Genomic DNA, 25,346 nt, shown 5'->3' on the forward strand with positions numbered 1-25,346 from the left:
TTTTAGAATACATTTATTTGCGGGAAATGTGTTTTCTTTGTAGAGCAAACCTAATGACAATCTTTGAATGGAACACAAAAAACATACTTCACTGAAAGATATTGCCGGAATTCTTGGAGTTTCCATTCCAACTGTATCAAGAGCCCTGAAAGACAGTCCGGAGATTAGCCGTGAACTTTGTGCGAAAGCTAAAAAATTAGCAAAGGAGATGAACTATCGTCCCAATCCTTTTGCCATGAGTCTCCGCAGGAATGCTCCGCGCATCATCGGGGTGATTGTTCCTGATATTGTAACTCATTTCTTTTCTTCTATTCTGAGCGGCATCGAAGATACGGCGGTAGCCAATGGATATTTTGTGATTATCACTACTTCACATGAATCTTACGAACACGAAAAAAGAAGTATTGAAAATCTTGTAAATATGCGTGTAGAGGGTATTATAGCCTGCCTTTCTCAGGAAACAACCGATTATCACCATTTCACAAGCCTGTCCGATATCAATATGCCTGTTGTACTGTTCGACCGTGTTTGTCTGCCGGAACTGTTTTCTACCGTAGTTGCGGACGGAGCTTGTTCGGCTCAGAAGGCTACGCAACATTTACTGGACAATGGAAGCAAACGGGTTGCTTTTATTGGGGGGGCCAATCATCTGGATATAGTGAAACGGAGGAAGCATGGTTATTTGGAAGCGTTGCGTGAGAATAGGATTCCTATAGAAAGAGAATTGGTCGTATGCCGTAAGATTGATTATGAGGAAGGCAAAATAGCAACGGAAACATTACTGTCCCTCCCTGAGCCTCCCGATGCCATTCTTGCCATGAATGATACGCTGGCATTCGCTGCAATGGAAGTTATCAAAGGGCACGGGCTCCGTATTCCGCAGGATGTAGCCCTTATAGGATATACGGATGAACGGCATGCCAATTATGTAGAGCCCAAACTGTCGGCTATATCTCATCAGACATACTTGATGGGTGAAACAGCCTGCCGTTTGTTGATAGAACAAATAAAAGGGGATAAAACTATCAAACAAGTAGTTATTCCTACCCATTTGCAAATCAGGGAAAGTAGTATAAAAGAGTAATGCGATTAATCTACTTTTTGTTTTTTGCCGCACATTCCGGGCAAAGCCCTTTCAGTACATAGTTGATGCTGTTAAGGGTAAATCCTTCCGGAACTTGTACTATCGGGGTAGGAATATTCTTGAAACAAAATGTCTTGTTGCATCCCTCACAATGAAAATGAGTATGAAGGTCGTTGACTTCGCAAGAGCAACTTGCACTGCATACCGCATATTTAAAAGAGCCTGTTCCGTCATCAATGCTGTGTATCAGGTGATGGGAGAGGAAAAGGGTGATGGTGCGGAAGATAGAAGATTTATCAACCGTATCCAGCATATTTTCCAAATTGAGCAAAGAGACGGAACGGCCTGCCTTTAGCATAGCTTGTAATACCAAGATACGTATGGCGGTAGGTTGTATTTCTCTTTTTGCCAACAGGTCTAAATAATCCTTTTCTGTCATAAGATTCAGCCTTTCTATTTTATCAGTTTCTGTATGCGTATAGCATTTACTATGGCAATGAGGGCCACGCCTACATCTGCAAAGACGGCTTCCCACAATGTCGCCAATCCTCCGGCACCTAATATAAGTACCGATAATTTAACTCCGAAAGCCAGCGAAATGTTCTGCCAGACAATTCTGTGTGTCTGTTTTCCGACACGAATGGCGGTAGCTACTTTCGAAGGCTGGTCGGTTTGGATTACAACATCAGCGGTTTCTATAGCGGCATCGCTGCCCAATCCGCCCATTGCAATTCCCACATGGCTGAGGGCAAGGACGGGAGCATCGTTGATGCCGTCGCCTACAAAAGCTATCCGGTTATCTGCATCTTGCCTCAGTTTCTCTATGTGTTCCACTTTTCCGTCAGGTAGCAGGTCTCCGTAAGCTTGTGTTATTCCCAGTTTCTCTGCAAAGTTAGTGACAATCGCCTGTTTGTCTCCCGATAATATCTGAATATTATTGATATTTAAAGCTTTCAAATCCTTTATAGCTTTGCGGGCGTCTTCTTTCAGCGTATCGGATAGCAGCAGGTAACCCGCATAGGCAGAATCGATGGCACAGACTACCACCGTATCGGCAATCGTGGATAATTTCTGCGGATATTCCACGTTATATTTGGATAATAGGCGGGTGTTACCTACCAGTATGTGCTGTCCGTTTATCTTTGTTTCAAGACCATGACCTGCAATTTCCGTGACTTCTGCAGCGGGAGCAAAGGGTATCTGCCTTTGTTCCGCGTAGCCGGTAATAGCTTTGGCTATGGGGTGCGTGCTGTTGCGCTCTGCGGAGGCGATGATTTGTATCAGCTTTTTTTCGGATGTGCCGTGTTGTGTATGGCAGGCCTGTACTTCAAACGTTCCTTTTGTCAGTGTGCCCGTCTTGTCGAAGACTACCGTATTGACTTTGGTAATGGCATCCAGATAATTACCGCCTTTGAACAATACCCCCAAACGGGATGCAGCGCCGATACCGCCGAAATATCCCAAAGGAATGCTTACCACCAAAGCGCAAGGACATGATATAACCAGGAATACAAGTGCCCGATACAACCAGTCGTCAAAAGTGAATATGAATTGGGTATTTGCCAATGAATAGAGAAAAGGCAGCAACACTATCAATACCGCCAGTCCGGTTACAATCGGCGTGTAGATACGGGCGAATTTACGTATAAACAACTCGGCGGGGGCTTTGCGTTCGGACGCATTCTGCACCAGCTCCAGTATGCGTGACAAGGCGCTCTTTTCAAAAGGTTTAGTTACTTTCACTCTGACAACCTTATCTGTGGCAATCATTCCGGCAAGTACTTCCTCGCCTTTACGAATTGTGCGGGGCACACTTTCGCCGGTAAGGGCGGAAGTATTGAACGCAGCGGTCTCCCCTAACATTGTTCCGTCTAGCGGAACACGTTCTCCGGTTTTTACCTCTATAATGTCGCCTACTTGTACATTGCGGGGAGATTCAATGAAGGCTTCATTACCTCTGATAACAGTTGCTGTTTCCGGGCGTACATCAAGCAATGCGCTGATGTTTTGCTTGGCTTTGCTTACCGCTTTGTCCTGAAATAATTCTCCCAATGAATAGAACAGCATTACTGCTACGCCTTCCGGGTATTCCTTAATATAGAAAGCCCCTAATGTAGCGATGGACATGAGTGTAAATTCGCTGAAAATATCTTTCTGCAGAATACTTTCCCATGCCTCTTTCAGTACGGGTAAACCTACGGGCAGATATGCCAGCAGATACCAGACAAGTACGACGGCATCGTCTGAGAAGAAACTTAAATTCATCGCTTTCATGGCTATTCCGCCAAAAAGCAGAAGGGCTGAAAGCAGGATTTTCCAATATTCCTTTAAGAAACCGATATTGCCCGGTGCATTCTTTGGCTGTGCATTGTCATGCGCACAGCAACATGTACAATTATGATGTCCCATATTATCTTCTATTTTTGATGCAAAGATAGGCAATGGTAAATGCAACCAAGTTGCAAAGTTACCTTTGTGATTTATCCGGGTAACATTTTTCGGGCGTATACTCAGATAGTCTCAGTCGTATACTTAGATACCCCCCCTGCTTGAAAAGTACTGTGGAGCACAACAATTATCGGGGAAAAATCGTTGTAAACGTAAGAAAAAATTATATCTTTGTTCGTAGAGTCAGGTATTCATGAAGATTCTGAATCCGATTACGAACTTAAATTTATCTTTATGAAACGATTCTTCCTCTTTGCCGCTGTGGCTACATACATGGTGCTTGCAGGATGTAACGGGCGTCAAGACCGGGTTTCATCTCCTGTTGCGCAGGTATCGGAACCTGTCGATACCGTTGTGTCTGTGGTGGAAACGCCTTTCAAGGAGAAGTTGTTGACGGCAGCCGATATAACGCTAACCAAAGAGTTGCTTTACGATACATATACGTTGGAAGATACCTATCCGTACAAGGATACCGTGCGTTCGTTCAAATGGGATGTAATCCGCAATTGTCTGGCTTATATTGAGAATATGCAACGAGACAGTGTGAAGTGGGTGGTTTTGCAGAATTATAAGAATTTGAACCGGGAAGCTCCTTTGGTTCGCAAGTTTGTGCGTAACACCTATCGTCGTGTGGCGGACACTCTCGGAGTGGAGCGTTATCAGTCCGTTCCTTTGTACCTGCCGGGAGATACGCTGGTTCCCGAGCGTTATGGCAGAGACGGGACACTGGCTTATTTGCTGGGTGCGGAAGGCAGCTTCGACCGTATTCTTCCTATTACGTTAGAAGATGAATGGTTGGCTCCCCGCCGTTATTTGAAACAGCTGGCGGACAGTACCGTCTTTAACCATGCCATTTTCGTAGACCGTCTGGACCAGAATATCGCCACGTTGGAGCGTGTGGACAAAGGTGAATGGAAAATACGCAGCATGAATCCTGCCACTACGGGACGGCATGCACCGCCCTATGCGCAGGAGACACCGCTGGGTATGTATTTGCTTCAACAAAAGAAATCGCGCATGGTCTTTCTTAAAGATGGCTCTACGGCAACGGGCGGGTATGCGCCCTATGCCAGCCGCTTCACCAACGGAGCCTATATTCATGGAGTGCCGGTGAATGTTCCGCGTACGGCAATGATTGAATATAGTTGGTCGCTTGGCACCACACCGCGTTCGCATATGTGCGTGCGTAATGCTACTTCACACGCAAAGTTTGTGTTTGACTGGGCGCCGACGGAACGTTCTTTAGTAGTTGTTATCGAATAACACCTGTCTTTTTTAACTATCTGTGTGATAGGTGTATGGGCGAAAAGTATTAACTTTGCCGCCGATATTTTCTCAGGTCAGATGTTTATGTTGCGATTTTGCTTGTCTTTTTTATTACTGTTTTTTCCTTGTTTCCTTTTCTTGGGGAGCAAGCCTTCTGCCGATGTGCCGGATAAGCCGGATGTTACGCTGGCGGTAGAGTCGGCTGCATATGCCGGTTTGTACCGTTCCATGCAACTGGAAGGAGTAGTAAGCTGGAAAGCTTTCCGTCAGGCGGTAACGGGGTATCATAAAATAGCAGACCGTAAACGGGATGTGCTGACTCTGATAGATTTCTCCCGCCCCTCTACCGAGAAGCGTCTGTTTGTATTCGATATGAAACAGCGGAAGCTGCTTTTTTCATCGGTTGTTTCGCATGGGAAAAATAGTGGTGACAAGTATGCCACTTCGTTCTCCAACGAATACGGTTCTTATAAAAGTTCCTTGGGATTCTATTTGACTGAGACAACCTATCAGGGTAAGAACGGTTATTCCCTTATCCTGAACGGGTTGGAAAAGGGCATCAATGACCGCGCCCGTGAGCGTGCCATAGTGATGCACGGGGCTGCCTATGCCAATCCTTCGGTTGTAAGCGAGGGAGGACGTTTGGGACGCAGTTTCGGCTGTCCGGCTGTTCCGCAAAAACTTACCCGTCCTATCATCGACGCCATCAAAGGGGGCAGTGTGATGTATATCTATGCCGAGGCTCCCGACTATTTGGCTCATAGTTCTGTATTGAAAGAGACGGACCGTTTGTAAGTAGCCCGAATCTTTTGATATGTATCAATTCCCGTAAACTTTTCTTTTACTAATTTTGCACCGGTTTTCGGAGGGATTAGATTGTATGGCAACATCAAGAGAAATGACGGAAGGACGGGCGCTTCCGCTGATATTCAATTTCACTTTGCCTTTATTGCTGGGTAATTTGCTGCAACAGACCTATTCTTTGGTGGATGCTGCAATAGTCGGTAAATTCTTGGGAATAAATGCGCTGGCTTCTGTCGGGGCAAGCACATCGGTCATATTCCTGATACTTGGCTTTTGCAACGGATGTTGCGGCGGATTCGGCATTCCGGTGGCGCAGAAGTTCGGGGCACGGGATTATGTTACGATGCGCCGTTATGTGGCAGTCAGTTTGCAACTGGCTGCGGTAATGTCGGTGGTGCTTGCCGTAGTTACAAGCATCTATTGTGCAGACATCCTGCGCATGATGCGTACACCGGAAAATATTTTTACCGGAGCTTATTATTATCTGCTCGTTACTTTTATAGGTGTTCCCTGTACATTCTTCTATAACTTGTTATCCAGCATTATACGTGCTTTGGGCGATAGCAAGACACCGTTTTGGTTTCTGCTCTTTTCCACTGTCTTGAATATTCTGCTTGACCTGTTTTGTATCCTCGTTTTGAATTGGGGTGTGGCGGGAGCGGCAATCGCTACGGTCTTTTCTCAAGGGGTTTCGGCAGTGTTGTGTTACATCTATATGATGAAACGTTTTGAAATTCTGAAGACGACTCCTGCCGAACGTAAATTCGATGGTGCATTGGCACGGACACTGATGTATATCGGAGTGCCTATGGGATTACAGTTCTCTATAACCGCCATAGGCAGTATTATGTTGCAGAGTGCCAATAATGCGTTGGGTACAGCGTGTGTAGCGGCTTTTACGGCTGCCATGCGTATCAAGATGTTCTTTATGTGCCCCTTCGAGAGTTTGGGTATGGCAATGGCAACTTATAGTGGGCAAAACTACGGTGCAGGCAAGCCTGAACGCATATGGCAGGGTGTCAAGGCAAGTGCGCTTATGATGATTATCTACTGGGCATTTACTTTTGTGGCGCTGATGTTTGGAGCCGGAACGTTCGCTTTATTGTTCGTAGAGGCTTCGGAAATGGAAATCTTAAAAGATACGGAACTTTTCCTGCATATATCTGTCTCCTTTTTCCCGATACTGGGTTTACTCTGTATTCTGCGCTACACTATCCAAGGGGTAGGTTACACCAATCTGGCTATGCTTTCGGGTGTTTCCGAAATGATAGCCCGTATCTTGGTCAGTTTGTTGGCAGTTCCGGCATTTGGCTACATTGCCGTTTGCTTTGGTGACCCGACTGCCTGGATTTTTGCAGATTTATTCCTTGTTCCCGCTTTTATTTATGTCTATCAGCGCATACTCCGAATGAAGAAAATTTAGTGTATCTTTGTATCGGTAGTTGGTATGATGGTGACCGAACGGAAGATTATACATATTGATATGGACGCTTTCTACGCATCTGTAGAACAGCGTGATAATCCTGAACTGCGTGGCAAACCCGTGGCGGTAGGTCATGCTGAGGAGCGGGGTGTGGTAGCTGCTGCCAGCTATGAAGCCCGCCGGTTCGGGGTGCGTTCGGCTATGTCATCACAGAAAGCGAAACGGTTATGTCCGCAGCTTATTTTTATTCCGGGACGTATGGATACGTATAAATCGGTATCTTGCCGGATACATGAGATTTTCCATGAATATACGGATATCATAGAACCTATCTCTTTGGATGAGGCTTTTTTGGATGTGACGGAAAACAAACCGGGCATTCTCTTAGCTGTGGACATAGCTAAAGAAATAAAACGGAAAGTACGTGAAAGGTTGAATTTAGTGGCTTCTGCGGGAGTTTCCTACAATAAATTTCTTGCCAAAATAGCATCCGATTATCGCAAGCCGGACGGTTTGTGCACCATTCATCCCAATCAGGCTTTGGAGTTTATAGCACATTTGCCGATAGAAAGTTTTTGGGGAGTAGGTCCGGTGACAGCAAAGAAGATGCACGCTTTGGGGATACACAACGGAGAACAATTGCGTGCCTGTTCGCACGCAATGCTGTTGCGCGAGTTCGGTAAGGTGGGAAGTCTTTATTATGATTTCGCCCGTGGGATAGATCTCCGTCCGGTAGAGGCGGTACGCATTCGCAAGTCTATCGGATGCGAACATACTTTGGAAAAAGATATTAACCGGCAGGCATCGGTGATTATTGAATTATATCATACGGCGGTGGAGTTGGTGGGGCGTTTGGAGCATAAGAACTTTCGGGGGAATACGTTGACGCTGAAAATCAAATTCCATGATTTCAGCCAGATTACCCGCAGCATTACACAATCTAAAGAGTTGACTACTCTTGATGTAATCCTGCCATTGGCAAAACAGCTTTTGAAAGAAGTCGACTATGTGCATCATCCTATCCGACTGATAGGTCTCTCGGTGTCCAATCCTCGTGAAGAAAGTGATGAAAAAGGTGTTTGGGAACAGCTAAGTTTTGAATTTAGTGACTGGAAATTTAGTGAATAGGTAAGAAAGTATATTATCTTTGTAATGTCGAACATAAAAACGTAATACAATGGGTTGTCTAATGAATGTTTTATGGCTGATATTCGGTGGTATTTTTACTGCCGTGGAATACATGATAGCCAGTCTTTTAATGATGATTACAATCGTCGGTATCCCTTTTGGTATGCAGACAATGAAAATGGCGGGTCTTGCTTTATGGCCGTTTGGTAAGGATGTGCGCAGTGGAGAGCGTTCAGGCGGCTGTCTGTATATACTGATGAATGTGCTGTGGATTTTTCTGGGTGGAATATGGATTTGCCTTTCACATTTGGGGTTTGGCATATTGTTGTGTATCACTATTATTGGCATTCCTTTCGGTATGCAGCATTTCAAACTTGCTGCTTTGGCGTTGGCTCCTTTTGGCAAGGATATTGTGGAGGTGTAAACATATTATCTTACATGGGCAAGAAAATGATAAAAGAAGAGGGCAGGAAACTGAAAAATTTCCTGCCCTCGTTCATTTTATTTAAAGGTGTAATTTACATGGTCATAGCAGCTTGCTCTGCAAGCAGTTTTTGTAGTTTGCCATTTAAGGTTTGGCACATTGTTCCGTTACCCATTGCTTGATAGCGTTTGATACGGTACTGTAACATAAAAATTTCATTTGCATTCTTTTTCATAATCATCTTCTTTTTTGCTTTCCGCGTTTCGGAAAGCGATTAAACATCTTTTATTGTTTTCTCTCTTATTAACGCTGCAAAGATACAAAATGTTCGTGAAAAATATGTTTTATAACATAGAAAATTGCATTATAGTCTTTGTTTTCTTAAAAAATACGTTGTTTTGCTATCCGTGTATTACAAATATATTACCTATCTTTTCTTTTGCACACGATTTATGTTATTTTTGTACTCCAACTTCAATGATTGTACATTATGAGACACATCACCTTATTTTTCGGGATAATCAGCCTGTCGTGCCTGCTGGCTGCTTGCGGTCATTCCCATTTTATGACAGATGCTGCCTATCGTTCGCGTGTGGAGCAAGATTTTCAACAGAAAAGGACTTTGATGCCGCATGGAGATTTGTTTTCCATATTCGATGCTTCTCTCACTACTTATGAGCGTGAAGCATTGGAGTTTCTCTATGCTTATATGCCTTTGGCTGATATTGCGGATTACTCAGGGGAATTTCATTTGATGAATGTACGTGCTTCCCGGCAGGCTGCCGATGAAATGCCTTGGGGAAAGATTATTCCAGAAGATATATTCCGGCATTTTGTTCTTCCGGTACGGGTGAATAATGAGCATTTGGACAGCGCCCGTGTAGTATTCTATAAAGAGCTGAAAGACCGGGTAAAATCTCTTCCTTTGCAGGACGCCATTTTGGAAGTGAACCACTGGTGTCATGAGAAAGCTGTTTATATGCCTTCCGATGCTCGTACCAGTTCTCCTTTGGCAACGGTGCGCACCGCTTACGGCCGTTGCGGTGAAGAGTCTACGTTTTTGGTTGCCGCGCTCCGTTCAGTGGGGATTCCGGCACGTCAGGTATATACACCCCGTTGGGCCCATACCGATGATAATCATGCGTGGGTAGAGGCATGGGCAGATGGTAAATGGTATTTTTTGGGAGCTTGCGAACCCGAACCTGTTCTCAATCTTGGCTGGTTCAATGCGCCTGCCAGTCGGGGGATGCTGATGCACACAAAGGTCTTCGGACGTTATGAGGGGGTGGAAGAGATAATGTCCGTTACCCCCACCTATACAGAAATCAATGTGATTGGTAACTATGCCCCTGCGACAAAAGCAGCCGTAACCGTAGTGGATGCTGGTGGTGCGCCTGTGGATAGCGCCTGCGTGGAATTCAAACTTTACAATTATGCGGAATTCTATACAGTTGCTACCAAATATACTTCTGCCGGCGGTGTTTGCGACCTGACAGCCGGGAAGGGGGATATGCTGGTATGGGCGTCAAAGGACGGATGTTTCGGTTTTGCCAAGATATCTTTCGGCAAGCAGCAGGAATTGACGGTGAAGCTTGATAAAAAGGACGGTGATACATTTACCGTAGATATGGATGTCGTGCCGCCGTTGGAAACTGCCAATCTGCCCGAAGTAACACCTGAGCAACGTGCTTTGAATGACTTTAGACTGGCGCAGGAAGATTCTATCCGTGGTGCTTATACTGCAACGTTTATGACCGAGGATGCAGCGCGCACCTTTGCCCGTAAATACAAGTTGGATGAGGATGCGGTTGTCAAAATACTGGTTGCCTCCCGTGGCAACCATAAGGTAATCTGCGACTTCATGACCCGTCTGCGTTCTGAAAAGTCAAAGAAAGGGGGCATCGACCTGTTGCAGCGGATTTCGGCAAAAGATCTTCGGGATGTAAGTTTGGAAGTGTTGATAGACCATATGCTGTCCAAAGTGCGTACCGGTGCGGAGTATTTCCGTAAATACGTGCGTAATCCGCGTGTGAGCAACGAAATGCTGACTCCATACAAAGCTTTTTTCAAGAAGGAAGTTTCAAAAGAAGATATGGAAGCCTATGCGGCGCAGCCGATGAAGCTGGTGGAGTGGGTGGTAGAGAACATCCGTGTGGAGAAAGATTGCAACTTAGGCGGTGATCCTGTCTCTCCCGAAGGCGTGTGGAGGGCACGGCTGGCGGATGCACACAGCCGGGACATCTTTTTTGTTTCCATGGCACGCAGCATGGGAATACCTGCACGCATAGACGAGGTAACGGGCAAAGTGCAACTGATAAAGGAAGATGGTGCAGTGGATGTAGATTTGGATTGCAATCCGAAAGAAGTTGTGTTTATGGAGGAGTTAATACCTCTAAAGGGTAAACTTATCGCTAACTATTCGCCGGTCAAGTCGGTGGACGATCCTAAATATTATTCTCATTTTACTCTCTCTAAAGCGACTCCGCAGGGCAAGTTGCAACTACTGTCTTACAGTGAAGGTAATCCCGATACGGGGGACGGCACTACTTGGAGCAGCCTGCTGAAGAACTGTACGGCATTGGATGCCGGAGATTATTTTTTAGTGACCGGAACCCGCCTGGCAAGCGGTGGTGTGCTTTCACGTCTTGCGGGCTTCAGCATTAAACCGGGACAGACCACTCGTATTGAGTTGGTGATGCGCGAGAGCAGGGATGAGGTGCAGGTGATAGGTAACTTCAATTCGGAGTCTCTCTTTACTCCGCTTCAAGAGGGCGATTCCAAACAAAGCTTGTTGTCGGCATGCGGACGCGGGTACTATATTGTCGGCATTTTGGGAGTCAACCAAGAGCCTACCAATCATGCGTTGCGTGATATTGCAGCTTTCAAGGCTGATTTGGAAAAGTGGGGACGGAGAATGGTATTGCTTTTCCCGAATGAGGCACAGTCCGAGAAATTCGTTCAAGAGTCTTTCCCCGACTTGCCTTCTACTATTATCTATGGTATAGATACGGAGGGTATCCAGTCCCAAATTGCAGAGTCCATGAAGTTAAGACATAAAGGAACCTTGCCTGTATTTATCATTGCAGATACATTCAACAGGGTGGTCTTTGTGTCGCAAGGCTATACAATAGGATTGGGCGAACAGTTGATGAAAACAATAAAAGGCCTTTGATAATTGAAAAAAGGAAGACTGCAACTCTATCATTCTGATATATCTGTTTTCAACTTTTCAATTGTTTTCCTTACCCGTTCCTTAGTAGTTACGTTCCGTTCAAATTCATTGATTTGTACGGTTGCGCCCATAGGAACTCTGTCTTTGCGATATTGCATACGGCTTGTTACTGTTTCTCTTGCCGAGAAGTGGAACTCGTGAATACCTGTTTCGCGGGCTATGCGTGCAATATTAGTTTCATTTACTCCACAGCCGGCAAGCAGGGTGATGCGCCCTGCTGCCTGTTGTTGCAGTTCTTTCAACAGAGGAATGCCCATTTCGGCAGAGAGTTGCTGCCCGGAAGTCAGGATGCGGTCGCATCCGAGGCTGATAATATCTTCCAGCGCTTTTTGCGGATTGCGGCAGACATCAAAGGCACGGTGAAAAGTCACCGATATATCTTGGGCAGCTTCCATAAATTGCTTCATTAGCGGAATATCAACTTCGCCGTCTGCCGTCAGGCAGCCTAAAACAACGCCGTCCGCTTCTAAGCGGCGGGCATTGTCTATGTCCTTCAGCATGATGCGCTGCTCTGTGGGAGAGTATAGGAAATCGCCGCCGCGAGGACGGATAATGACGTGTAACCTGGTGTTTTGCAAAGCCTCTCTTGCAATGACAATATTACCGTAAGAAGGGGTAGTTCCCCCTTCGGGTATTCCGGCGCATAGTTCTACCCGATCGGCTCCGCCGGCTTGGGCGGCCATACAACTCTCTACGGAGTTTGCACAGACTTCAAATAAATATTCTTTCATAGCTTTTATCTTTGCTTTGTACCGCCAAATATACGGAAACTCCGCGAACTCCGGAAGCGGATAAAATAAAAAAGGAGCGGATGGTTTGATACCAACGCTCCTTTTATGGTTTTAAGTCTTGTATTCTTTTATTTACTTGGCATAGCTTACCGCACGCGTTTCACGGATAACGGTAATCTTCACCTGTCCCGGATAGGTCATTTCATCTTGTATCTTTTTGGCTATTTCACCGGAAAGGTTTTCTGTTGCCTTATCGTCAATCTTGTCCGCACCGACGATTACGCGCAATTCACGTCCTGCCTGGATGGCGTAGGTCTTCGTTACGCCCGGATAAGACATTGCCAGTTGTTCGAGGTCGTTGAGACGCTTGATGTAGGCTTCTACAATTTCGCGGCGTGCTCCCGGACGTGCGCCTGAGATAGCATCGCATACTTGTACGATGGGAGCCAGCAAGCTGGTCATTTCCACTTCGTCGTGGTGGGCGCCGATAGCGTTGCAGATGTCCGGTTTTTCCTTGAATTTCTCTGCCAGTTTCATACCGTAGAGTGCGTGCGGCAATTCCGGTTCTTCATCGGGCACTTTACCGATATCGTGCAACAATCCGGCACGTTTTGCTTTCTTCGGGTTCAAACCGAGTTCTGATGCCATTACAGCACACAGATTGGCTGTTTCACGGGCATGTTGCAACAGGTTCTGACCGTAAGACGAACGGTATTTCATCTTACCGATGATACGGATAAGTTCGGGATGCAGACCATGAATACCCAAGTCTATGGTGGTACGTTTACCGGTTTCAATGATTTCCTCTTCCACCTGCTTGCGTACTTTGGCCACTACTTCCTCGATGCGTGCGGGGTGGATGCGTCCGTCCGTTACCAGCTGATGCAATGCCAGACGGGCAATTTCGCGGCGAACCGGGTCGAAAGCTGATAAAACGATAGCTTCCGGAGTATCGTCCACAACGATTTCCACACCGGTGGCAGCTTCCAGCGCGCGGATGTTACGTCCTTCGCGACCGATGATGCGTCCTTTGATCTCATCCGATTCGATGTGGAATACGGTAACGGAGTTTTCGATGGCGGTCTCTGTTGCCACACGTTGGATGGACTGTATTACGATACGTTTGGCTTCTTTGCTTGCCGTCAGTTTGGCATCGTCCATAATGTCGTTGATGTAGGATTGCGCCTGTGTCTTGGCTTCTTCCTTCAAAGACTCTACCATGCGTTCTTTGGCTTCTTCGGCAGAAAGTCCGGAAATGGCTTCCAGTTTTTCGATTTCCTGACGCTGCATATGCTCCAGTTCCTCTTTCTTCTTGTCAACGATTACCAATTGGGCTTCCAGATTCTCTTTCACCGCTTCGGCTTCCAACTTCTTGCGTTGAATTTCTTCCTGACGCTGGTTCAATACCAGTTCACGTTGCTTCAACTTATTCTCTGCCTGCTGTATCTTTTGGTTACGGAGCGATACTTCTTTCTCCAAATCGGCTTTCTTGTTCAGGAACTTTTCCTTTACTTCCAGCAACTTGTTCTTTTTAATTACTTCCGCTTCAGTCTCGGCTTCTTTGAGGATGCTGTCGTATTTGGACTTCAATCCATGCTTGAAGAACATGTACGAAGCAAATCCGCCAACGATGAAACAGGCAATGGATACTACTATTGTAACTACTGTCATTTTATTAATTTGTTTTTAAGTATATAAATAAAAAGCACTGCATAAAAGCCTGTCTGTTACCGAACGGGGCTTTTGTACAGTGCGCGATATTGTCTCTCTCGTAAAAACAGAACAGAAAATCGTCTCCTTATTCTTCTTTGAAATAGGTTTCCAATACTTCTGTCAGTTCTTTTATCTTGTCTGTATAGGGTTCAGTATCATTACGGTCTTTCAACTGAAGTGTCTCCAAAGCAAATTGATAAGCCACCATGGCTATAATCCTCTCTGAAGGGATATTCTGATAATGTTCCCGATACGCATTGACCCGGATATTTACCTGTTTGGCAGCTTCCCTTACTATTTCCTCATCTTCGCGGTTGATGGTGAGGGGGTAGGTGGCTCCTGCCATTTGCAGGTTTATCTTTATCTTATCGTTCATACATCCTCTTTCTTTTATTCATTTAACAAAGCGATGCATTTATCGACTTCACGCACTAATTTGGACAATCGCAGTTTCGTCTCTTTTACGTCACTGCCGTTAAGGCTGATTGCCGTAGCTGTTTTTAGGTTTGTGTAGTTAGTCTCCAGCTCTTTGTAATCGGCTCGTACCTTCTCGCATTCTTCCTCTTTTGATTCGAGAAGTTGCTTAAGTTCAGCATTTTCGCGTTTTAATTCATCATGCAGATAGATTAAATGCCGCAGCCTGGCTTCAAAAGTACTTAATAGCTTCTTTTCTTCGTCTGTCATTACTACACCAAAATTGTACACAAAAATACAATTAACTTGGAGATTACAAAAGCTTTTCAGGGAAAAATGTTCCGTATGCACTGAAATAAAGGAAAAATGGGACTATATAGTACGAAATTCTCTGTAGCTATGCACCAATTTTCTTTAATGCTGAAAATTAATCGTCCGACAGCTGTTTAATTATCGTCCCACAGTTGTCGGACGATAATTAAACAGCTGTCGGACGAAAGTGTAACGGATGTCGGACGATTAAATTTTAGTATGGTTGATATTAGTCCGTAATTGTGTAGGGAATAGTTTCTTTAATCACTTTCGGTTGATTTATCCGTATGGATGTTGGATTTCTCATAAAATAATTTATAAAATAATTTGGTTTATAAAATAAACTACTTATATTTGTATCGGAGTTCGAACCCAAAGAGTGATTGATTTAAGTTGCATTAAATAAAAGTGATGGTATGAAAACAATTAAGTGGGTTATGCTATTTGTGTTTGTTGCTTTTGCATATATGGCATCTGCACAGACTGGTTTGACGGTTAAGGTGGTGAATGTTCGTTCGGATAGGGGGAAAGTGATGATTGCTACTGATAAAGGGCAATATAACATGGTGGATGTCCGGAAAGAAGTGAAAAAATAAAGTGAGTAACGGATAAATAAAATAAGACTATGGAAGATAAAAAGTTAAGCGAGAAAGAGAGCTTGGAGCTCATCACTCAAATGATACAGAATACCCGTCGTAATCTGGATACGGGTAGCGGTAATATGTTTTTGTTGTGGGGGTATGTGTGCGCATTGCTGACTTTGGTTGTTTGGATTGGGGTTAGCCTGACGCAAAATCCTGTATGGATGTGGGGCTTTTGGGGAATTCCCGTCATAGGGTATCTGCTGAGCTATATTCTTATGCGCAGAAAGGAAAAGCCGGTGAAATTATATATAGATAAGGTGCTGAATGAAGTTTGGCAAGTATTGGGAATAGTCTGCATGGGGGTTGTGTTGTGGGCCACGTACTTTCATCGTTTTGAGATAATCTTGCCTCTGTGTGCCATATTGATTTCGCTGGGCAGTCTTTTTACGGGCAGCATCATTCGTTATACGATATTTTCGGGATTTCCCGGTTTTGGTATTGCGTTGGGGGTGAAGATGTTGTTTGATGTCTTGGACAAGTCTTCTTCTTTGCAGGTGTTGCCGGAATTTATTTTGGTGATTATATTTGCAATGATTATACCGGGACATATCTTGAATTATAAAGCAAAAAAGGAAAATAAAAGGAAGTAATATGTTTAAGGAATTGAACCCTTTGCTCCACAGCGAACTGCGGCTTGCCATAATGTCGTTGCTCATCAGTGTTGAAGAAGCGGATTTTGTATATATCCGTCAGCAAACCGGTGCAACGGCAGGCAATCTCAGTGTGCAGCTGGATAAACTTGGTAAGGCGGGGTACGTAGAGGTGACAAAGACTTTTAAGGGGAAAATGCCTTGTACGCTTTGTAAGATTACTCCGCAGGGTATCGACGCTTTTGAGGAATATGTGGAAGCGCTGAAATCGTATATTATGAAATAGGAATTGAAACAAGAACCAGAGAATATGAGAATTTTAGTTACTTACGCCGTTCAGGGTGAATTTACAGAATTGAAGTTTCCCGGTTTGATAGGGGAAGAAGAGGTGCAGGTAGGTTATTTGCGTACCGGAATAGGAAAGGTGAAATCGGCTTTTTATCTTACGGAAGCGATTAATCGTGCGCAGCCCGATTTGGTTGTCAATATGGGTACGGCAGGCACTGTTCGCCATCAGGTAGGGGATGTTTTTGTATGCCGTCATTTCGTAGACCGTGATATGCAGAATCTGACAGGATTTGATATGGAATGCGAGATAGATTCGGCGGAACTGTTGGCCCGGAAAGGCTATTGCCTGCATTGGCAGGGCGAAGGAATATGCAATACGGGCGATACTTTCCTGACGGAACTGTCGGATGTGACAGGGGATGTCGTGGATATGGAGGCTTATGCCCAAGCATTGGTGTGCCGTGCCAAAAATACGCCGTTCATCGCCGTGAAGTATGTGACCGATATTATCGGGCAGAATTCGGTGAAACACTGGGAAGATAAACTTGCAGATGCCCGTAAGGGATTGGGAGCATTTTTTGAAGCGCATTGCGATAAAGTAAAAATGTGATACTTTTTACCTGTCTATTGGCGAAGTGTTTTGAAAGAGAGGATGTGATAACTTGTTCCTACTGCAATCAGCAGCAATAGTATTCTCAGCCACCAGTAGGGGGCTATGAAAAAGATGCAGTTGAGGATTGTTATCCATATCAGTGATACGGAAATTATTTTGGCTCTTAACGGAATGGCTTTATTCTCACGGAAATTACGGATATAGTTTCCCAAGTATTTCTGATGTAACAGCCAGTTGTAGAGGCGGGGAGAACTACGCACATAGAGGGCGGCCGTGAGCAGCAGAAATGGGGTTGTGGGCAGCAACGGAAGGAAAATGCCGATGATGCCGAGTATTAAAGAAAGTGTACCGAATAGAATATAAAGGGCTTTCATGCTGCAAAAATAGAATAAATAACTGTCAATTCCAGCGTTTTTTGTACTTTTGCTGCTGCATCGAGGTGACATTAGATGCACAATTCTATAAATGATATTTTAATTAGCGTATTAACAGTATGTACACAGTCATTAAACGAATGGAAGTTTCGGCAGCTCACAGCCTGAAGCTTTCTTACCAGAGTAAATGTGAAAATCTGCACGGTCACAATTGGATAATCACAGTTTATTGCCGTTCCAAAGAGCTGAATGCCGATGGGATGGTAGTCGATTTCAGCCATATCAAACAGGTGGTGAAAGAAAAACTGGACCACCGGAATATCAATGAAGTTCTTCCGTTTAATCCCACAGCCGAGAATATTGCGCGTTGGATATGCGACCGGATACCGACTTGCTTCAAGGTAGAAGTACAGGAGTCTGAGTCGAATATAGCCGTTTATGAGGAGGAGTGACAAGACCGCTTATGAGAAAAATTAACGAGATATTTTATAGCTTGCAGGGAGAGGGATTTCATACGGGCACTCCGGCCGTTTTTGTCCGTTTCTCCGGTTGTAATCTGAAATGCTCTTTTTGCGATACGCAACATGAAGAGGGAGTGTTGATGTCTGATAAAGAGATTTTGGCGGAAGTGGGGAAATATCCTGCGAGGACGGTGATACTGACGGGTGGGGAACCCTCGCTCTGGATTGATCGTGAGTTTGTAGACCGTCTGCATCGGATAGGAAAGTATGTTTGTATCGAGACTAACGGGACGCATCCGTTGCCGGATAATATAGACTGGGTGACTTGCTCGCCCAAGCAAGGGGCAAAGGTGGAAATCTCTCGTATGGATGAAGTGAAGGTGGTGTACGAGGGACAGGATATTGCCGTATATGAGTCGCTTCCTGCCGGACACTTTTTTCTGCAACCTTGTTCTTGTAGCAATACCGCGGAAACTGTGGCGTGCGTAATGCAGCATCCTAAGTGGAGGTTGAGTTTGCAGACACATAAACTGATAGGTATTTCCTGAATGATAATTTTTGCGGAATAACGGTTGTATCGGATGTGAACACCGGGAGATAAATAAGATAAGGTCATGTAAATGCTAATTTACATGACCTTATCTTTGCACGGGAGGAGAGGCTCGAACTCCCGACACCCGGTTTTGGAGACCGGTGCTCTACCAACTGAGCTACTCCCGTGTTTGCGGCTGCAAAGGTAATGGAAACTTTCAAATCTGCAAGTCCTTTGCCGCTTTATTTTAAAGGAGAATTTGCTTATAGCATTTGTAGGTCCTGATACATAATGCGATAGGCTGCCGCTTTTTTTTCTAAAGCCAGCGGATAGGCTCTTGACGAAGAGGGCATACGATAGAGCCGCATGGGGCGATTTTCAAAAATAAATTCTGTAAAGTCTCCGACTTTGGGCTCTTTCAGTGAAAACAGTGCACAAAGCGTATCTGTGGCTTTTTGCCCCGTAGTAACAATGGCCTTGCATTGTGGCAGTTGTTGCAACAATGCGGTTACATCGGTAGCCTGTACTACTTCAAGGAACTTATCGGATGCATTGTCCTGCAACCGTCGTACGGCAGTGGCTGTATCGAACAGTGCTATTCCTTTTTCGTTCAAAAAGTTGATGATACATTCTTTGCAAAAGGCTTTTCGGGATTTGTCTACAAAATAATCTTTGTCATTGAAGAATAAGAGCCCCACAATGCGCCACATATCATTATTCCAGTTCGGATAATAAAATTCCATTGACCATCGCTTCTTTTGCGGCGGAAAACTCCCCAACATCAGCAAACGGGCATTGCCGGGGAGAAAAGGTTTTAAGGGATGCTGCTCTATTTCCATAGAAAAAGCGTTTGCACTTGTTTGTCAAAACTTTAACTTATGCTTTTTCTTGTTCGTCACCCTTCTTTTTCGGTTCTTTCTTTGCCAGCATAACTACATTGTACACATACTCGGTCATCCACTGTTCCGAATATCCCAGACGTTCTTTATACTGGCGGACAGTCATGGCCGTTTTGTGTACATCGTCTTTTTTCCAAACGGTCTTGGTGCAAACTTCGTGTACTGTTTTTTCGGTCATACTGCGTAGTGCGCCTTTAAAGATAGAGGGCATACGGAATTTCCATTGCATCAAGTTGCCCATTAACATCATCAGGTCGTTGGAAAAACCCTGATACATGAAAAGATAGCCTTGTACGTCATTCTGCGTGCGGCAGTGTTTTTTGACGGAAGCGTCAATTTCTTTAAAGAAGTTCTCGCTGATTCCGTAGTCCTGCATCAGCATCTTGCGGGAAGCAGCTTTTTCCGCTTGTCCCAGACGGCCGCCCTGTGTGGGGATTTTGAATAAACGTTTGAAATTAGCTACATCCGGTACAAAGCGGATGTTGGTGATACCCAAGTTTGCGGCTATCACAGACTGGAAGTAGACGCGCGTCAATGAGACGAAGTCTTCCACATTTTTAGAAGAAACCTCTTCCGAATTCTTGTTAAATAGTTTGGCAAATATACCCATGATGATAATTTTTCTAATTTACGGATGCAAAGGTAGTAAATAACTTGCTTTTTACCAGCACTCCAACTCTTTTTCTACTTCATTTCAGCCTGAAGTGAAACTTATGTCCTTCGAATACGGGCTCTACAATGTCGTAGCGAATGAATTTTGCCAGTAAATGCTCTGCGGAACGGCGTGACAGATGTGCCAGACGACAATAACGATTCAGTGACAGCCGGTCGTTTTGTTCCAATAAATCAAGTAATAGCTGTTCCCTTTCGGTATATTCCATCAATTCTCCTTTGGGACTTTCACTTTGTTGCCAGATGCGCAGGTGTACCGGGGTGGCGAGTATGTTTTCATCTTTAATGCGCAGGTAGGCGAGGTACTTTCCGTCTTCGTCTTTGGCATAGACAGGCTTGCGTTCGCTTTCATCAATCTGCACGAGTAGCACGCTGCGGCCTTCTACCTGATAGGTCTGCATACTGTAATGTACTTCCGGCCGGCAGTACAACCGGGCTGCCGCTTCTATCATATATTGTTCCTCGTCGGAGCGCACTCCGGCTATTTTTCCGTTGTCTTTTACACCGATAAGGAGACGCCCGCCGTTTGTATTTGAAAAGGCGGAGAGCGTCTTGGCAATTTTTCGCGCATCGGATATTTCGAATTTGAAATCCTGTTGCTGGTGCTCTCCTTCGGCTATGAGAGCATGTATATATTGGGCATCAGTAAGCGTTTTCATACCTGCAAAAGTAGATAAAAAACACGTATGAGCCCTTTTTTGTGCCGATTTTGCGTATTATTTCAAAAAAAATATCGTTTTTCTGCATTTATTTCAAGAAAGAATGTATTTTTGTCGGACATTATTAACGAAGTAATTTAAAAAGGATTATGAAAGAATTAGTTGAAAAAGTTGCAGAATTGTATGCAGCATTCGAGAAAGATGCAAAAGCTCAGTTGGAAAACGGTAACAAGGCAGCCGGTACTCGTGCACGTAAGGCTTCTTTGGAAATCGAAAAGACAATGAAAGAATTCCGTAAGGCATCTTTGGAAGCTTCTAAGAAGTAAGAGAAAACGCAGATTTAATGCTGTGAAAGACTGCCGTCCGGCGGTCTTTTTTTTTCTATACACAACTCTTTTTGTATAGATAAGTCGTAGATGGACGAGAATGTATTGAATAAGTTGAAGATATTGGCGGAGTCGGCAAAATATGATGTATCTTGCTCTTCCAGCGGCACTGTGCGCTCCAATAAGGCGGGCATGGTGGGCAATACTGTGGGCGGATGGGGCATCTGCCACAGCTTTGCAGAAGATGGACGCTGTATTTCGTTGCTGAAGGTGATGTTGACGAATTACTGCATATACGATTGCGCCTATTGCATCAACCGCCGCAGTAACGACTTGCCCCGTGCCACACTTTCCGTCAGCGAGCTTGTGGACTTGACAATGGAGTTCTATCGCCGCAATTATATAGAAGGGCTTTTCTTGAGTAGCGGTGTGGTGCGCAATCCCGATTATACAATGGAACGGTTGGTGCGCGTGGCCAAAGACCTTCGTACCATTCATCGCTTCAACGGCTATATCCATTTGAAAAGCATTCCCGGAGCCAGTCGCGAGTTGGTGAACGAAGCCGGACTTTATGCCGATCGTCTCAGTGTTAATGTAGAAATTCCCAAAGAAGAAAACCTTAAAATGCTTGCTCCGGAGAAAGACCATAAAAGTGTGTTTACTCCGATGCGATACATCCAGCAAGGTGTTTTGGAGAGTGCGGAAGAACGCAAGAAGTATCGCCACGCACCCCGTTTCGCCCCGGCAGGACAGAGTACGCAAGTGATTGTGGGGGCTACCGCCGAAACGGACAAAGATATTCTTTCCCTTTCATCGGCTCTTTATCAGCGTCCTACAATGCGGCGTGTCTATTATTCCGGATATATCTCGGTGAATATGTATGACAAGCGCCTTCCGGCCCTGAAGCAGCCGCCTTTAGTGCGTGAGAACCGGCTTTATCAGGCAGACTGGTTGCTGCGTTTCTATCAGTTCAAGGTAGATGAGATTGTAGATGACGCTTACCCGGATTTGGACTTGGAGATAGATCCGAAACTGTCGTGGGCATTACGCCATCCCGAACAGTTTCCTGTTGACGTCAATAAGGCGGATTATGAAATGATACTTCGCATACCGGGCATCGGTGTGAAATCGGCGCGGTTGATAGTCGCTTCCCGTCGTTTTTCCAAATTAGGATTTTATCAGTTGAAGAAGATGGGCGTGGTGATGAAAAAAGCGCAGTATTTCATAACGTGCAGTGAACTTCCTATGCGTACGGTCAATGAAATGACTCCGCAAGGGGTGCGCAACCTGTTGGTGCAGAAGTCTAAAAAGAAATACGATGACAGGCAGTTGACACTTAATTTTGGAGAAGAAGGAGAATGAACCTGTTTATATTCGATAATACTTTTGAAGGATTGCTGACTGCTGTTTTTGAGGCTTATTCCCGTCGCAGCTTTCCGGATGTTTTGTTGGCGGAGGGAGAGCCGTTTCCTTTATTCTATGATGAGGCTTTTACTGTGGTTTCCGATGAAGAGAAATCGGGCAGGGTTTGGCGTGGTTTACAGAAAAAACTATCTTCATCCGCTTTGTCCTGTCTTGCACAATGCTGGCTGGCGGAGGAGCCGGAAACGGCATCACTCTTGTTTCGTTATATCTGCAAGGCAATAGATGCTCCCCGTTCCATTGAAACTAATTTTGCAGACCCCGATGTTTTGGAATTTTCGCGTATGTGGAAGCGGGTGGATTGGGAACGCATACGGATGTTGCAATTCATTCGTTTCCAAAAAGCGGCGGACGGCACTTATTTCGCTGCCGTAGAACCGGAGAAAAACGCACTCCCCCTGATAACGGGGCATTTTAGAGACCGCTTTGCCGACCAGCGTTGGCTGATATACGACATCAAGCGTGCCTACGGTTATTATTATGACTTGAAAGAGGTGCGCGAAGTTACCTTCGGAGAGGACAGCCAAGAAGGGCACCTTGTGACGGGTATGTTGGACGAAAGCCTTATGGACAAAGACGAGAAACTCTTTCAACAACTTTGGAAAACCTATTTCAAGGCAATCTGCATCAAAGAGAGGCTGAATCCCCGTAAGCACAGGCAGGATATGCCTGTGCGCTATTGGAAGTATCTGACGGAGAAACAGACTTAATCCTTAGTTTATCACCCAGGTCCTGTTATGGGGAATGGTCTTGCGCGGGTCGTAGTGCATTCCGGCTTGTGTCGGTATTTTCAGGATATATGTACGTCCGCTTTTGTTCATCAGTGAAGTGTCTCGCAGCCAGGGGTTGGCGTCTTTCAGCTGTGCATAGGTGATGCCTTTGCTTTTGGCGAATTGTGCCAAGTTGGCTATTCCGGTAGTGACTTTCACTTCTGTGTAAGGGATGACCGGATAGAGATGCTCGCGTTTCAGTAAGAATCCGTATTGCTGCGGGTTGCCGATAACAGACTTTGCCGCCAACAGGCGGAACATATAGCGTGAGGTTTCTTCCACCAGCCAAAGGTCCACAGCCTGACTTACCATTTGCTTTTCCAGTTGCGTGGAGATACGTCCTTGTCCGGCATTGTAGGCGGCGGCTACGCAGAGCCAGTTACCGTATTTGGCATAGGCTTCTTTCAGATACTTGCAGGCGGCTTTCGTCTCTTTCTCCACGTGATAGCGTTCGTCGATATTATTGTTTACTTCCAAGCCGAACTCGCGTCCTGTGCCGGGCATGAACTGCCACATTCCGGCGGCACCGGCGGGTGATTTGGCAAGCGGGTTAAGGGCGCTTTCTATTACGGCAAGATACTTGAAATCATCCGGTATGCCGTTTATTTTTAATATAGGTTCTATGATGGGGAAGTAGCGGTTGGCACGCTTTACGGTGAGCATTGTGGTGGAATGCATATAAGTGAATGACATCAGTTCGCGGTCCATACGCTCGCGGTGGTCGTAGCGTAGCAAGTCCACTTCTTGTCCGGCAAAGGTAATTTTGGCAGGTACGGCAGGGGAAGTGACACAATAGGGTACTTCCGATTTAACCGACTGTTGCTCAGAATTCAGCACACTGCTTCCGAAGAGGAAGGGCAGTGAAGCACCTGTACATAAGGCAACTGTGGCTGTAAGCATCATATATTTGGCATTTCTTTTCATCTTGGTTGTTTTTGGGTTTATTGGCGTGAAGATACGAAATCAATTTTTTATAGGCAACCGTTCCCACAACCAACGTGGAATCATTCGCCAGAAGAATACCAATAGGCGGTAGCGTCTGTCAATGACCGCTACCCGTTTTCTCCGTTTCAATGCCCGGACGATGTGCCGCGCCACTTTATCAGCGCTCATCAGCATTGGATACTTGCCGTTCCGTAGCAAGTCCGTTGCTACGAAACCCGGACGGATGTCCGTGAATCGGATATTAAGATGCTGCATCCGTGAGAGTTGCGCCAGAGCGTCGATATATGTATTCTGAAATCGCTTGGTGGCGGAGTAGGCGGGTGCAACTCCTAATCCCTTAGTGCCGGCTATGGAACTGATTACAGCGATATGTCCGCCATCCGTTTTCTTGAAATAATCGAAAGCGGCGGTTATCATTCGAGTGAAACCCTCGACGTTGGTGCGTGCGGTATGTAGTTCAATTTCCGGTTCCAAGTTCCTATTCTGATAGCCCACACCGGAGCTGAGGAAAAACAAGTCCATACCGCCCAAGCGGCTTATCAGTTCATTGAGATGTAGGACGGCATCTTCTTTTGTTACGTCGAGGCATTGTATCTCTATTTGTCCGGGATAGGCTTGCTGCATATTCTGCAGGGCGTTTTCGCGCCTGCCGGCAATGCCTATATACCAGCCTTGCTGCACAAGTAAGTGCGCTACTTCTTGTCCGATACCCGAGGTGGCTCCTATGATGATGGCTCTTTTCATAGGCAGGGGTTATCCAATGACGGTTGCTACGATTTTTCTTCCACCGCCTCGGTTGCGGAACTCGCAAAGATAGATACCCTGCCAAATGCCCATATTCATCCGTCCATTAGTAATAGGGATGGTAAGGGAGGCTCCGACAATGGTGGATTTGGCATGCGCCGGCATATCGTCATCACCCTCGCAGGTATGCTCATAGTAGGGTTCACGTTCTTTTACAAGGCGGTTGAAGATGGCTTCCATATCTGTCTGCACATCCGGATCGGCATTCTCGTTGATGGAGAGTGCAGCGCTTGTGTGCTTGATAAACAAGTGTAATAATCCGGTTGGCGGCAACGGTGGCAGGTTGCGTGCTATTTCTTCCGTAACCAGATGAAAGCCGCGTCGGTGAGGGGTGAGGGTAAATTCTTTCTGTGTTATCATATTTTTCT

General features: G+C 45.4%; 30 protein-coding genes and 1 tRNA gene. 16 read left to right on the forward strand and 15 right to left on the reverse strand.

Annotated features, from left to right (window positions below; translation table 11 throughout):
• Positions 1 to 67 precede the first annotated feature (67 nt).
• Positions 68 to 1,084, forward strand: coding sequence for a LacI family DNA-binding transcriptional regulator (locus DW121_RS04635; protein ID WP_117710735.1), 1,017 nt, complete (start codon positions 68 to 70; stop codon positions 1,082 to 1,084).
• 10 nt (positions 1,085 to 1,094) lie between these two features.
• On the opposite strand, the gene DW121_RS04640 is transcribed toward DW121_RS04635, so the two are convergent.
• Together DW121_RS04640 and DW121_RS04645 are read right to left on the reverse strand one after the other, a co-directional pair.
• Positions 1,095 to 1,523 carry a Fur family transcriptional regulator gene (locus tag DW121_RS04640; protein ID WP_118323146.1) on the reverse strand — a complete coding sequence of 143 codons (429 nt, stop codon included), beginning with the start codon at positions 1,521 to 1,523 and terminating at the stop codon, positions 1,095 to 1,097.
• Positions 1,524 to 1,537: 14 nt separating this feature from the next.
• On the reverse strand, positions 1,538 to 3,493 hold the full coding sequence (locus tag DW121_RS04645) for a heavy metal translocating P-type ATPase (RefSeq protein WP_117710733.1): 1,956 nt from the start codon (positions 3,491 to 3,493) through the stop codon (positions 1,538 to 1,540).
• A gap of 273 nt (positions 3,494 to 3,766) precedes the next feature.
• On the opposite strand from DW121_RS04645, the gene DW121_RS04650 reads away from it, so the two are divergent.
• From DW121_RS04650 to DW121_RS04670, 5 genes are all read left to right on the forward strand, one after another.
• Entirely contained in the window at positions 3,767 to 4,795 is a 1,029-nt protein-coding gene (locus DW121_RS04650; protein WP_117710956.1) for a L,D-transpeptidase, read from the forward strand.
• Between the two features lie 87 nt (positions 4,796 to 4,882).
• Positions 4,883 to 5,593, forward strand: a complete 711-nt coding sequence (locus DW121_RS04655; RefSeq protein ID WP_117710955.1) for a murein L,D-transpeptidase catalytic domain family protein — start codon at positions 4,883 to 4,885, stop codon at positions 5,591 to 5,593.
• Positions 5,594 to 5,678: 85 nt separating this feature from the next.
• Complete coding sequence (locus DW121_RS04660; RefSeq protein ID WP_118323147.1) at positions 5,679 to 7,025, forward strand: MATE family efflux transporter; 1,347 nt, start codon at positions 5,679 to 5,681, stop codon at positions 7,023 to 7,025.
• Between the two features lie 30 nt (positions 7,026 to 7,055).
• On the forward strand, positions 7,056 to 8,153 hold the full coding sequence (gene dinB / locus DW121_RS04665; RefSeq protein ID WP_118323283.1) for a DNA polymerase IV: 1,098 nt from the start codon (positions 7,056 to 7,058) through the stop codon (positions 8,151 to 8,153).
• Positions 8,154 to 8,202: 49 nt separating this feature from the next.
• Entirely contained in the window at positions 8,203 to 8,577 is a 375-nt protein-coding gene (locus tag DW121_RS04670) for a YccF domain-containing protein (protein WP_117710731.1), read from the forward strand.
• Positions 8,578 to 8,671: 94 nt separating this feature from the next.
• Here DW121_RS04670 and DW121_RS15685 read toward each other — a convergent pair whose 3' ends face one another.
• The gene (locus DW121_RS15685; RefSeq protein ID WP_187120008.1) at positions 8,672 to 8,812 is read right to left on the reverse strand and encodes a hypothetical protein; all 141 of its coding nucleotides are present in this window, start codon (positions 8,810 to 8,812) and stop codon (positions 8,672 to 8,674) included.
• A gap of 255 nt (positions 8,813 to 9,067) precedes the next feature.
• Between DW121_RS15685 and DW121_RS04675 the strand changes: the two genes are divergently transcribed.
• Positions 9,068 to 11,749 carry a transglutaminase domain-containing protein gene (locus tag DW121_RS04675; protein ID WP_118323148.1) on the forward strand — a complete coding sequence of 894 codons (2,682 nt, stop codon included), beginning with the start codon at positions 9,068 to 9,070 and terminating at the stop codon, positions 11,747 to 11,749.
• A gap of 29 nt (positions 11,750 to 11,778) precedes the next feature.
• On the opposite strand, the gene DW121_RS04680 is transcribed toward DW121_RS04675, so the two are convergent.
• The 4 genes from DW121_RS04680 to DW121_RS04695 all read right to left on the reverse strand — a co-directional run bounded on the left by DW121_RS04680 (position 11,779) and on the right by DW121_RS04695 (position 14,937).
• Positions 11,779 to 12,540, reverse strand: coding sequence for a copper homeostasis protein CutC (locus DW121_RS04680; RefSeq protein ID WP_118323149.1), 762 nt, complete (start codon positions 12,538 to 12,540; stop codon positions 11,779 to 11,781).
• A gap of 132 nt (positions 12,541 to 12,672) precedes the next feature.
• On the reverse strand, positions 12,673 to 14,211 hold the full coding sequence (gene rny, locus DW121_RS04685) for a ribonuclease Y (RefSeq protein ID WP_117710728.1): 1,539 nt from the start codon (positions 14,209 to 14,211) through the stop codon (positions 12,673 to 12,675).
• Positions 14,212 to 14,338: 127 nt separating this feature from the next.
• Positions 14,339 to 14,629, reverse strand: coding sequence for a cell division protein ZapA (locus tag DW121_RS04690; RefSeq protein ID WP_117710727.1), 291 nt, complete (start codon positions 14,627 to 14,629; stop codon positions 14,339 to 14,341).
• A 14-nt stretch (positions 14,630 to 14,643) separates the two neighbouring features.
• Positions 14,644 to 14,937: a hypothetical protein gene (locus DW121_RS04695; RefSeq protein WP_117710726.1), complete on the reverse strand. Its 294-nt coding sequence runs from the start codon at positions 14,935 to 14,937 to the stop codon at positions 14,644 to 14,646.
• A 458-nt stretch (positions 14,938 to 15,395) separates the two neighbouring features.
• On the opposite strand from DW121_RS04695, the gene DW121_RS04700 reads away from it, so the two are divergent.
• The 4 genes from DW121_RS04700 to DW121_RS04715 are packed head-to-tail and all read left to right on the forward strand — an operon-like array spanning position 15,396 to position 17,111.
• Complete coding sequence (locus DW121_RS04700) at positions 15,396 to 15,575, forward strand: hypothetical protein (protein ID WP_118323150.1); 180 nt, start codon at positions 15,396 to 15,398, stop codon at positions 15,573 to 15,575.
• A gap of 29 nt (positions 15,576 to 15,604) precedes the next feature.
• A complete protein-coding gene (locus DW121_RS04705; RefSeq protein ID WP_117710724.1) occupies positions 15,605 to 16,213 on the forward strand; it encodes a hypothetical protein in 609 nt (202 codons plus the stop codon).
• Position 16,214: 1 nt separating this feature from the next.
• Positions 16,215 to 16,499: a winged helix-turn-helix domain-containing protein gene (locus tag DW121_RS04710; protein ID WP_117710723.1), complete on the forward strand. Its 285-nt coding sequence runs from the start codon at positions 16,215 to 16,217 to the stop codon at positions 16,497 to 16,499.
• 24 nt (positions 16,500 to 16,523) lie between these two features.
• Positions 16,524 to 17,111, forward strand: coding sequence for a nucleosidase (locus DW121_RS04715; protein WP_117710722.1), 588 nt, complete (start codon positions 16,524 to 16,526; stop codon positions 17,109 to 17,111).
• Positions 17,112 to 17,125: 14 nt separating this feature from the next.
• Here the strand turns inward: DW121_RS04715 and DW121_RS04720 are convergent, their stop codons facing one another.
• Entirely contained in the window at positions 17,126 to 17,488 is a 363-nt protein-coding gene (locus DW121_RS04720) for a YbaN family protein (RefSeq protein WP_118323151.1), read from the reverse strand.
• Positions 17,489 to 17,607: 119 nt separating this feature from the next.
• On the opposite strand from DW121_RS04720, the gene queD reads away from it, so the two are divergent.
• The gene (queD, locus tag DW121_RS04725; protein ID WP_117710720.1) at positions 17,608 to 17,940 is read left to right on the forward strand and encodes a 6-carboxytetrahydropterin synthase QueD; all 333 of its coding nucleotides are present in this window, start codon (positions 17,608 to 17,610) and stop codon (positions 17,938 to 17,940) included.
• Between the two features lie 11 nt (positions 17,941 to 17,951).
• Positions 17,952 to 18,497, forward strand: a complete 546-nt coding sequence (locus DW121_RS04730; protein ID WP_117710719.1) for a 7-carboxy-7-deazaguanine synthase QueE — start codon at positions 17,952 to 17,954, stop codon at positions 18,495 to 18,497.
• Between the two features lie 99 nt (positions 18,498 to 18,596).
• On the opposite strand, the gene DW121_RS04735 is transcribed toward DW121_RS04730, so the two are convergent.
• The 4 genes from DW121_RS04735 to DW121_RS04750 all read right to left on the reverse strand — a co-directional run bounded on the left by DW121_RS04735 (position 18,597) and on the right by DW121_RS04750 (position 20,711).
• A tRNA-Trp gene (locus DW121_RS04735) sits at positions 18,597 to 18,669 on the reverse strand.
• A 75-nt stretch (positions 18,670 to 18,744) separates the two neighbouring features.
• Positions 18,745 to 19,320, reverse strand: a complete 576-nt coding sequence (locus DW121_RS04740) for a uracil-DNA glycosylase family protein (RefSeq protein WP_117710718.1) — start codon at positions 19,318 to 19,320, stop codon at positions 18,745 to 18,747.
• A 37-nt stretch (positions 19,321 to 19,357) separates the two neighbouring features.
• Positions 19,358 to 19,990, reverse strand: coding sequence for a hypothetical protein (locus DW121_RS04745; protein WP_117710717.1), 633 nt, complete (start codon positions 19,988 to 19,990; stop codon positions 19,358 to 19,360).
• A 79-nt stretch (positions 19,991 to 20,069) separates the two neighbouring features.
• The gene (locus DW121_RS04750; protein ID WP_118323152.1) at positions 20,070 to 20,711 is read right to left on the reverse strand and encodes a helix-turn-helix domain-containing protein; all 642 of its coding nucleotides are present in this window, start codon (positions 20,709 to 20,711) and stop codon (positions 20,070 to 20,072) included.
• Between the two features lie 149 nt (positions 20,712 to 20,860).
• On the opposite strand from DW121_RS04750, the gene DW121_RS04755 reads away from it, so the two are divergent.
• The 3 genes from DW121_RS04755 to DW121_RS04765 all read left to right on the forward strand — a co-directional run bounded on the left by DW121_RS04755 (position 20,861) and on the right by DW121_RS04765 (position 23,169).
• A complete protein-coding gene (locus tag DW121_RS04755) occupies positions 20,861 to 21,037 on the forward strand; it encodes a histone H1 (RefSeq protein WP_009121302.1) in 177 nt (58 codons plus the stop codon).
• A 90-nt stretch (positions 21,038 to 21,127) separates the two neighbouring features.
• Positions 21,128 to 22,399, forward strand: coding sequence for a putative DNA modification/repair radical SAM protein (locus tag DW121_RS04760; protein WP_117710715.1), 1,272 nt, complete (start codon positions 21,128 to 21,130; stop codon positions 22,397 to 22,399).
• Complete coding sequence (locus tag DW121_RS04765; protein WP_118323153.1) at positions 22,396 to 23,169, forward strand: TIGR03915 family putative DNA repair protein; 774 nt, start codon at positions 22,396 to 22,398, stop codon at positions 23,167 to 23,169. Before DW121_RS04760 ends, DW121_RS04765 begins: the two co-directional genes overlap by 4 nt.
• A 3-nt stretch (positions 23,170 to 23,172) precedes the next feature.
• Here DW121_RS04765 and DW121_RS04770 read toward each other — a convergent pair whose 3' ends face one another.
• The 3 genes from DW121_RS04770 to DW121_RS04780 are packed head-to-tail and all read right to left on the reverse strand — an operon-like array spanning position 23,173 to position 25,338.
• Positions 23,173 to 24,153, reverse strand: a complete 981-nt coding sequence (locus DW121_RS04770) for a lytic transglycosylase domain-containing protein (protein WP_118323154.1) — start codon at positions 24,151 to 24,153, stop codon at positions 23,173 to 23,175.
• Between the two features lie 39 nt (positions 24,154 to 24,192).
• The gene (locus tag DW121_RS04775; protein WP_118323155.1) at positions 24,193 to 24,918 is read right to left on the reverse strand and encodes an SDR family NAD(P)-dependent oxidoreductase; all 726 of its coding nucleotides are present in this window, start codon (positions 24,916 to 24,918) and stop codon (positions 24,193 to 24,195) included.
• 9 nt (positions 24,919 to 24,927) lie between these two features.
• Positions 24,928 to 25,338, reverse strand: coding sequence for a secondary thiamine-phosphate synthase enzyme YjbQ (locus DW121_RS04780; protein ID WP_117710711.1), 411 nt, complete (start codon positions 25,336 to 25,338; stop codon positions 24,928 to 24,930).
• Between the last annotated feature and the right edge of the window lie 8 nt (positions 25,339 to 25,346).

Source organism: Bacteroides sp. AM10-21B, from assembly GCF_003472565.1.
GTDB lineage: Bacteria > Bacteroidota > Bacteroidia > Bacteroidales > Bacteroidaceae > Bacteroides > Bacteroides propionicigenes.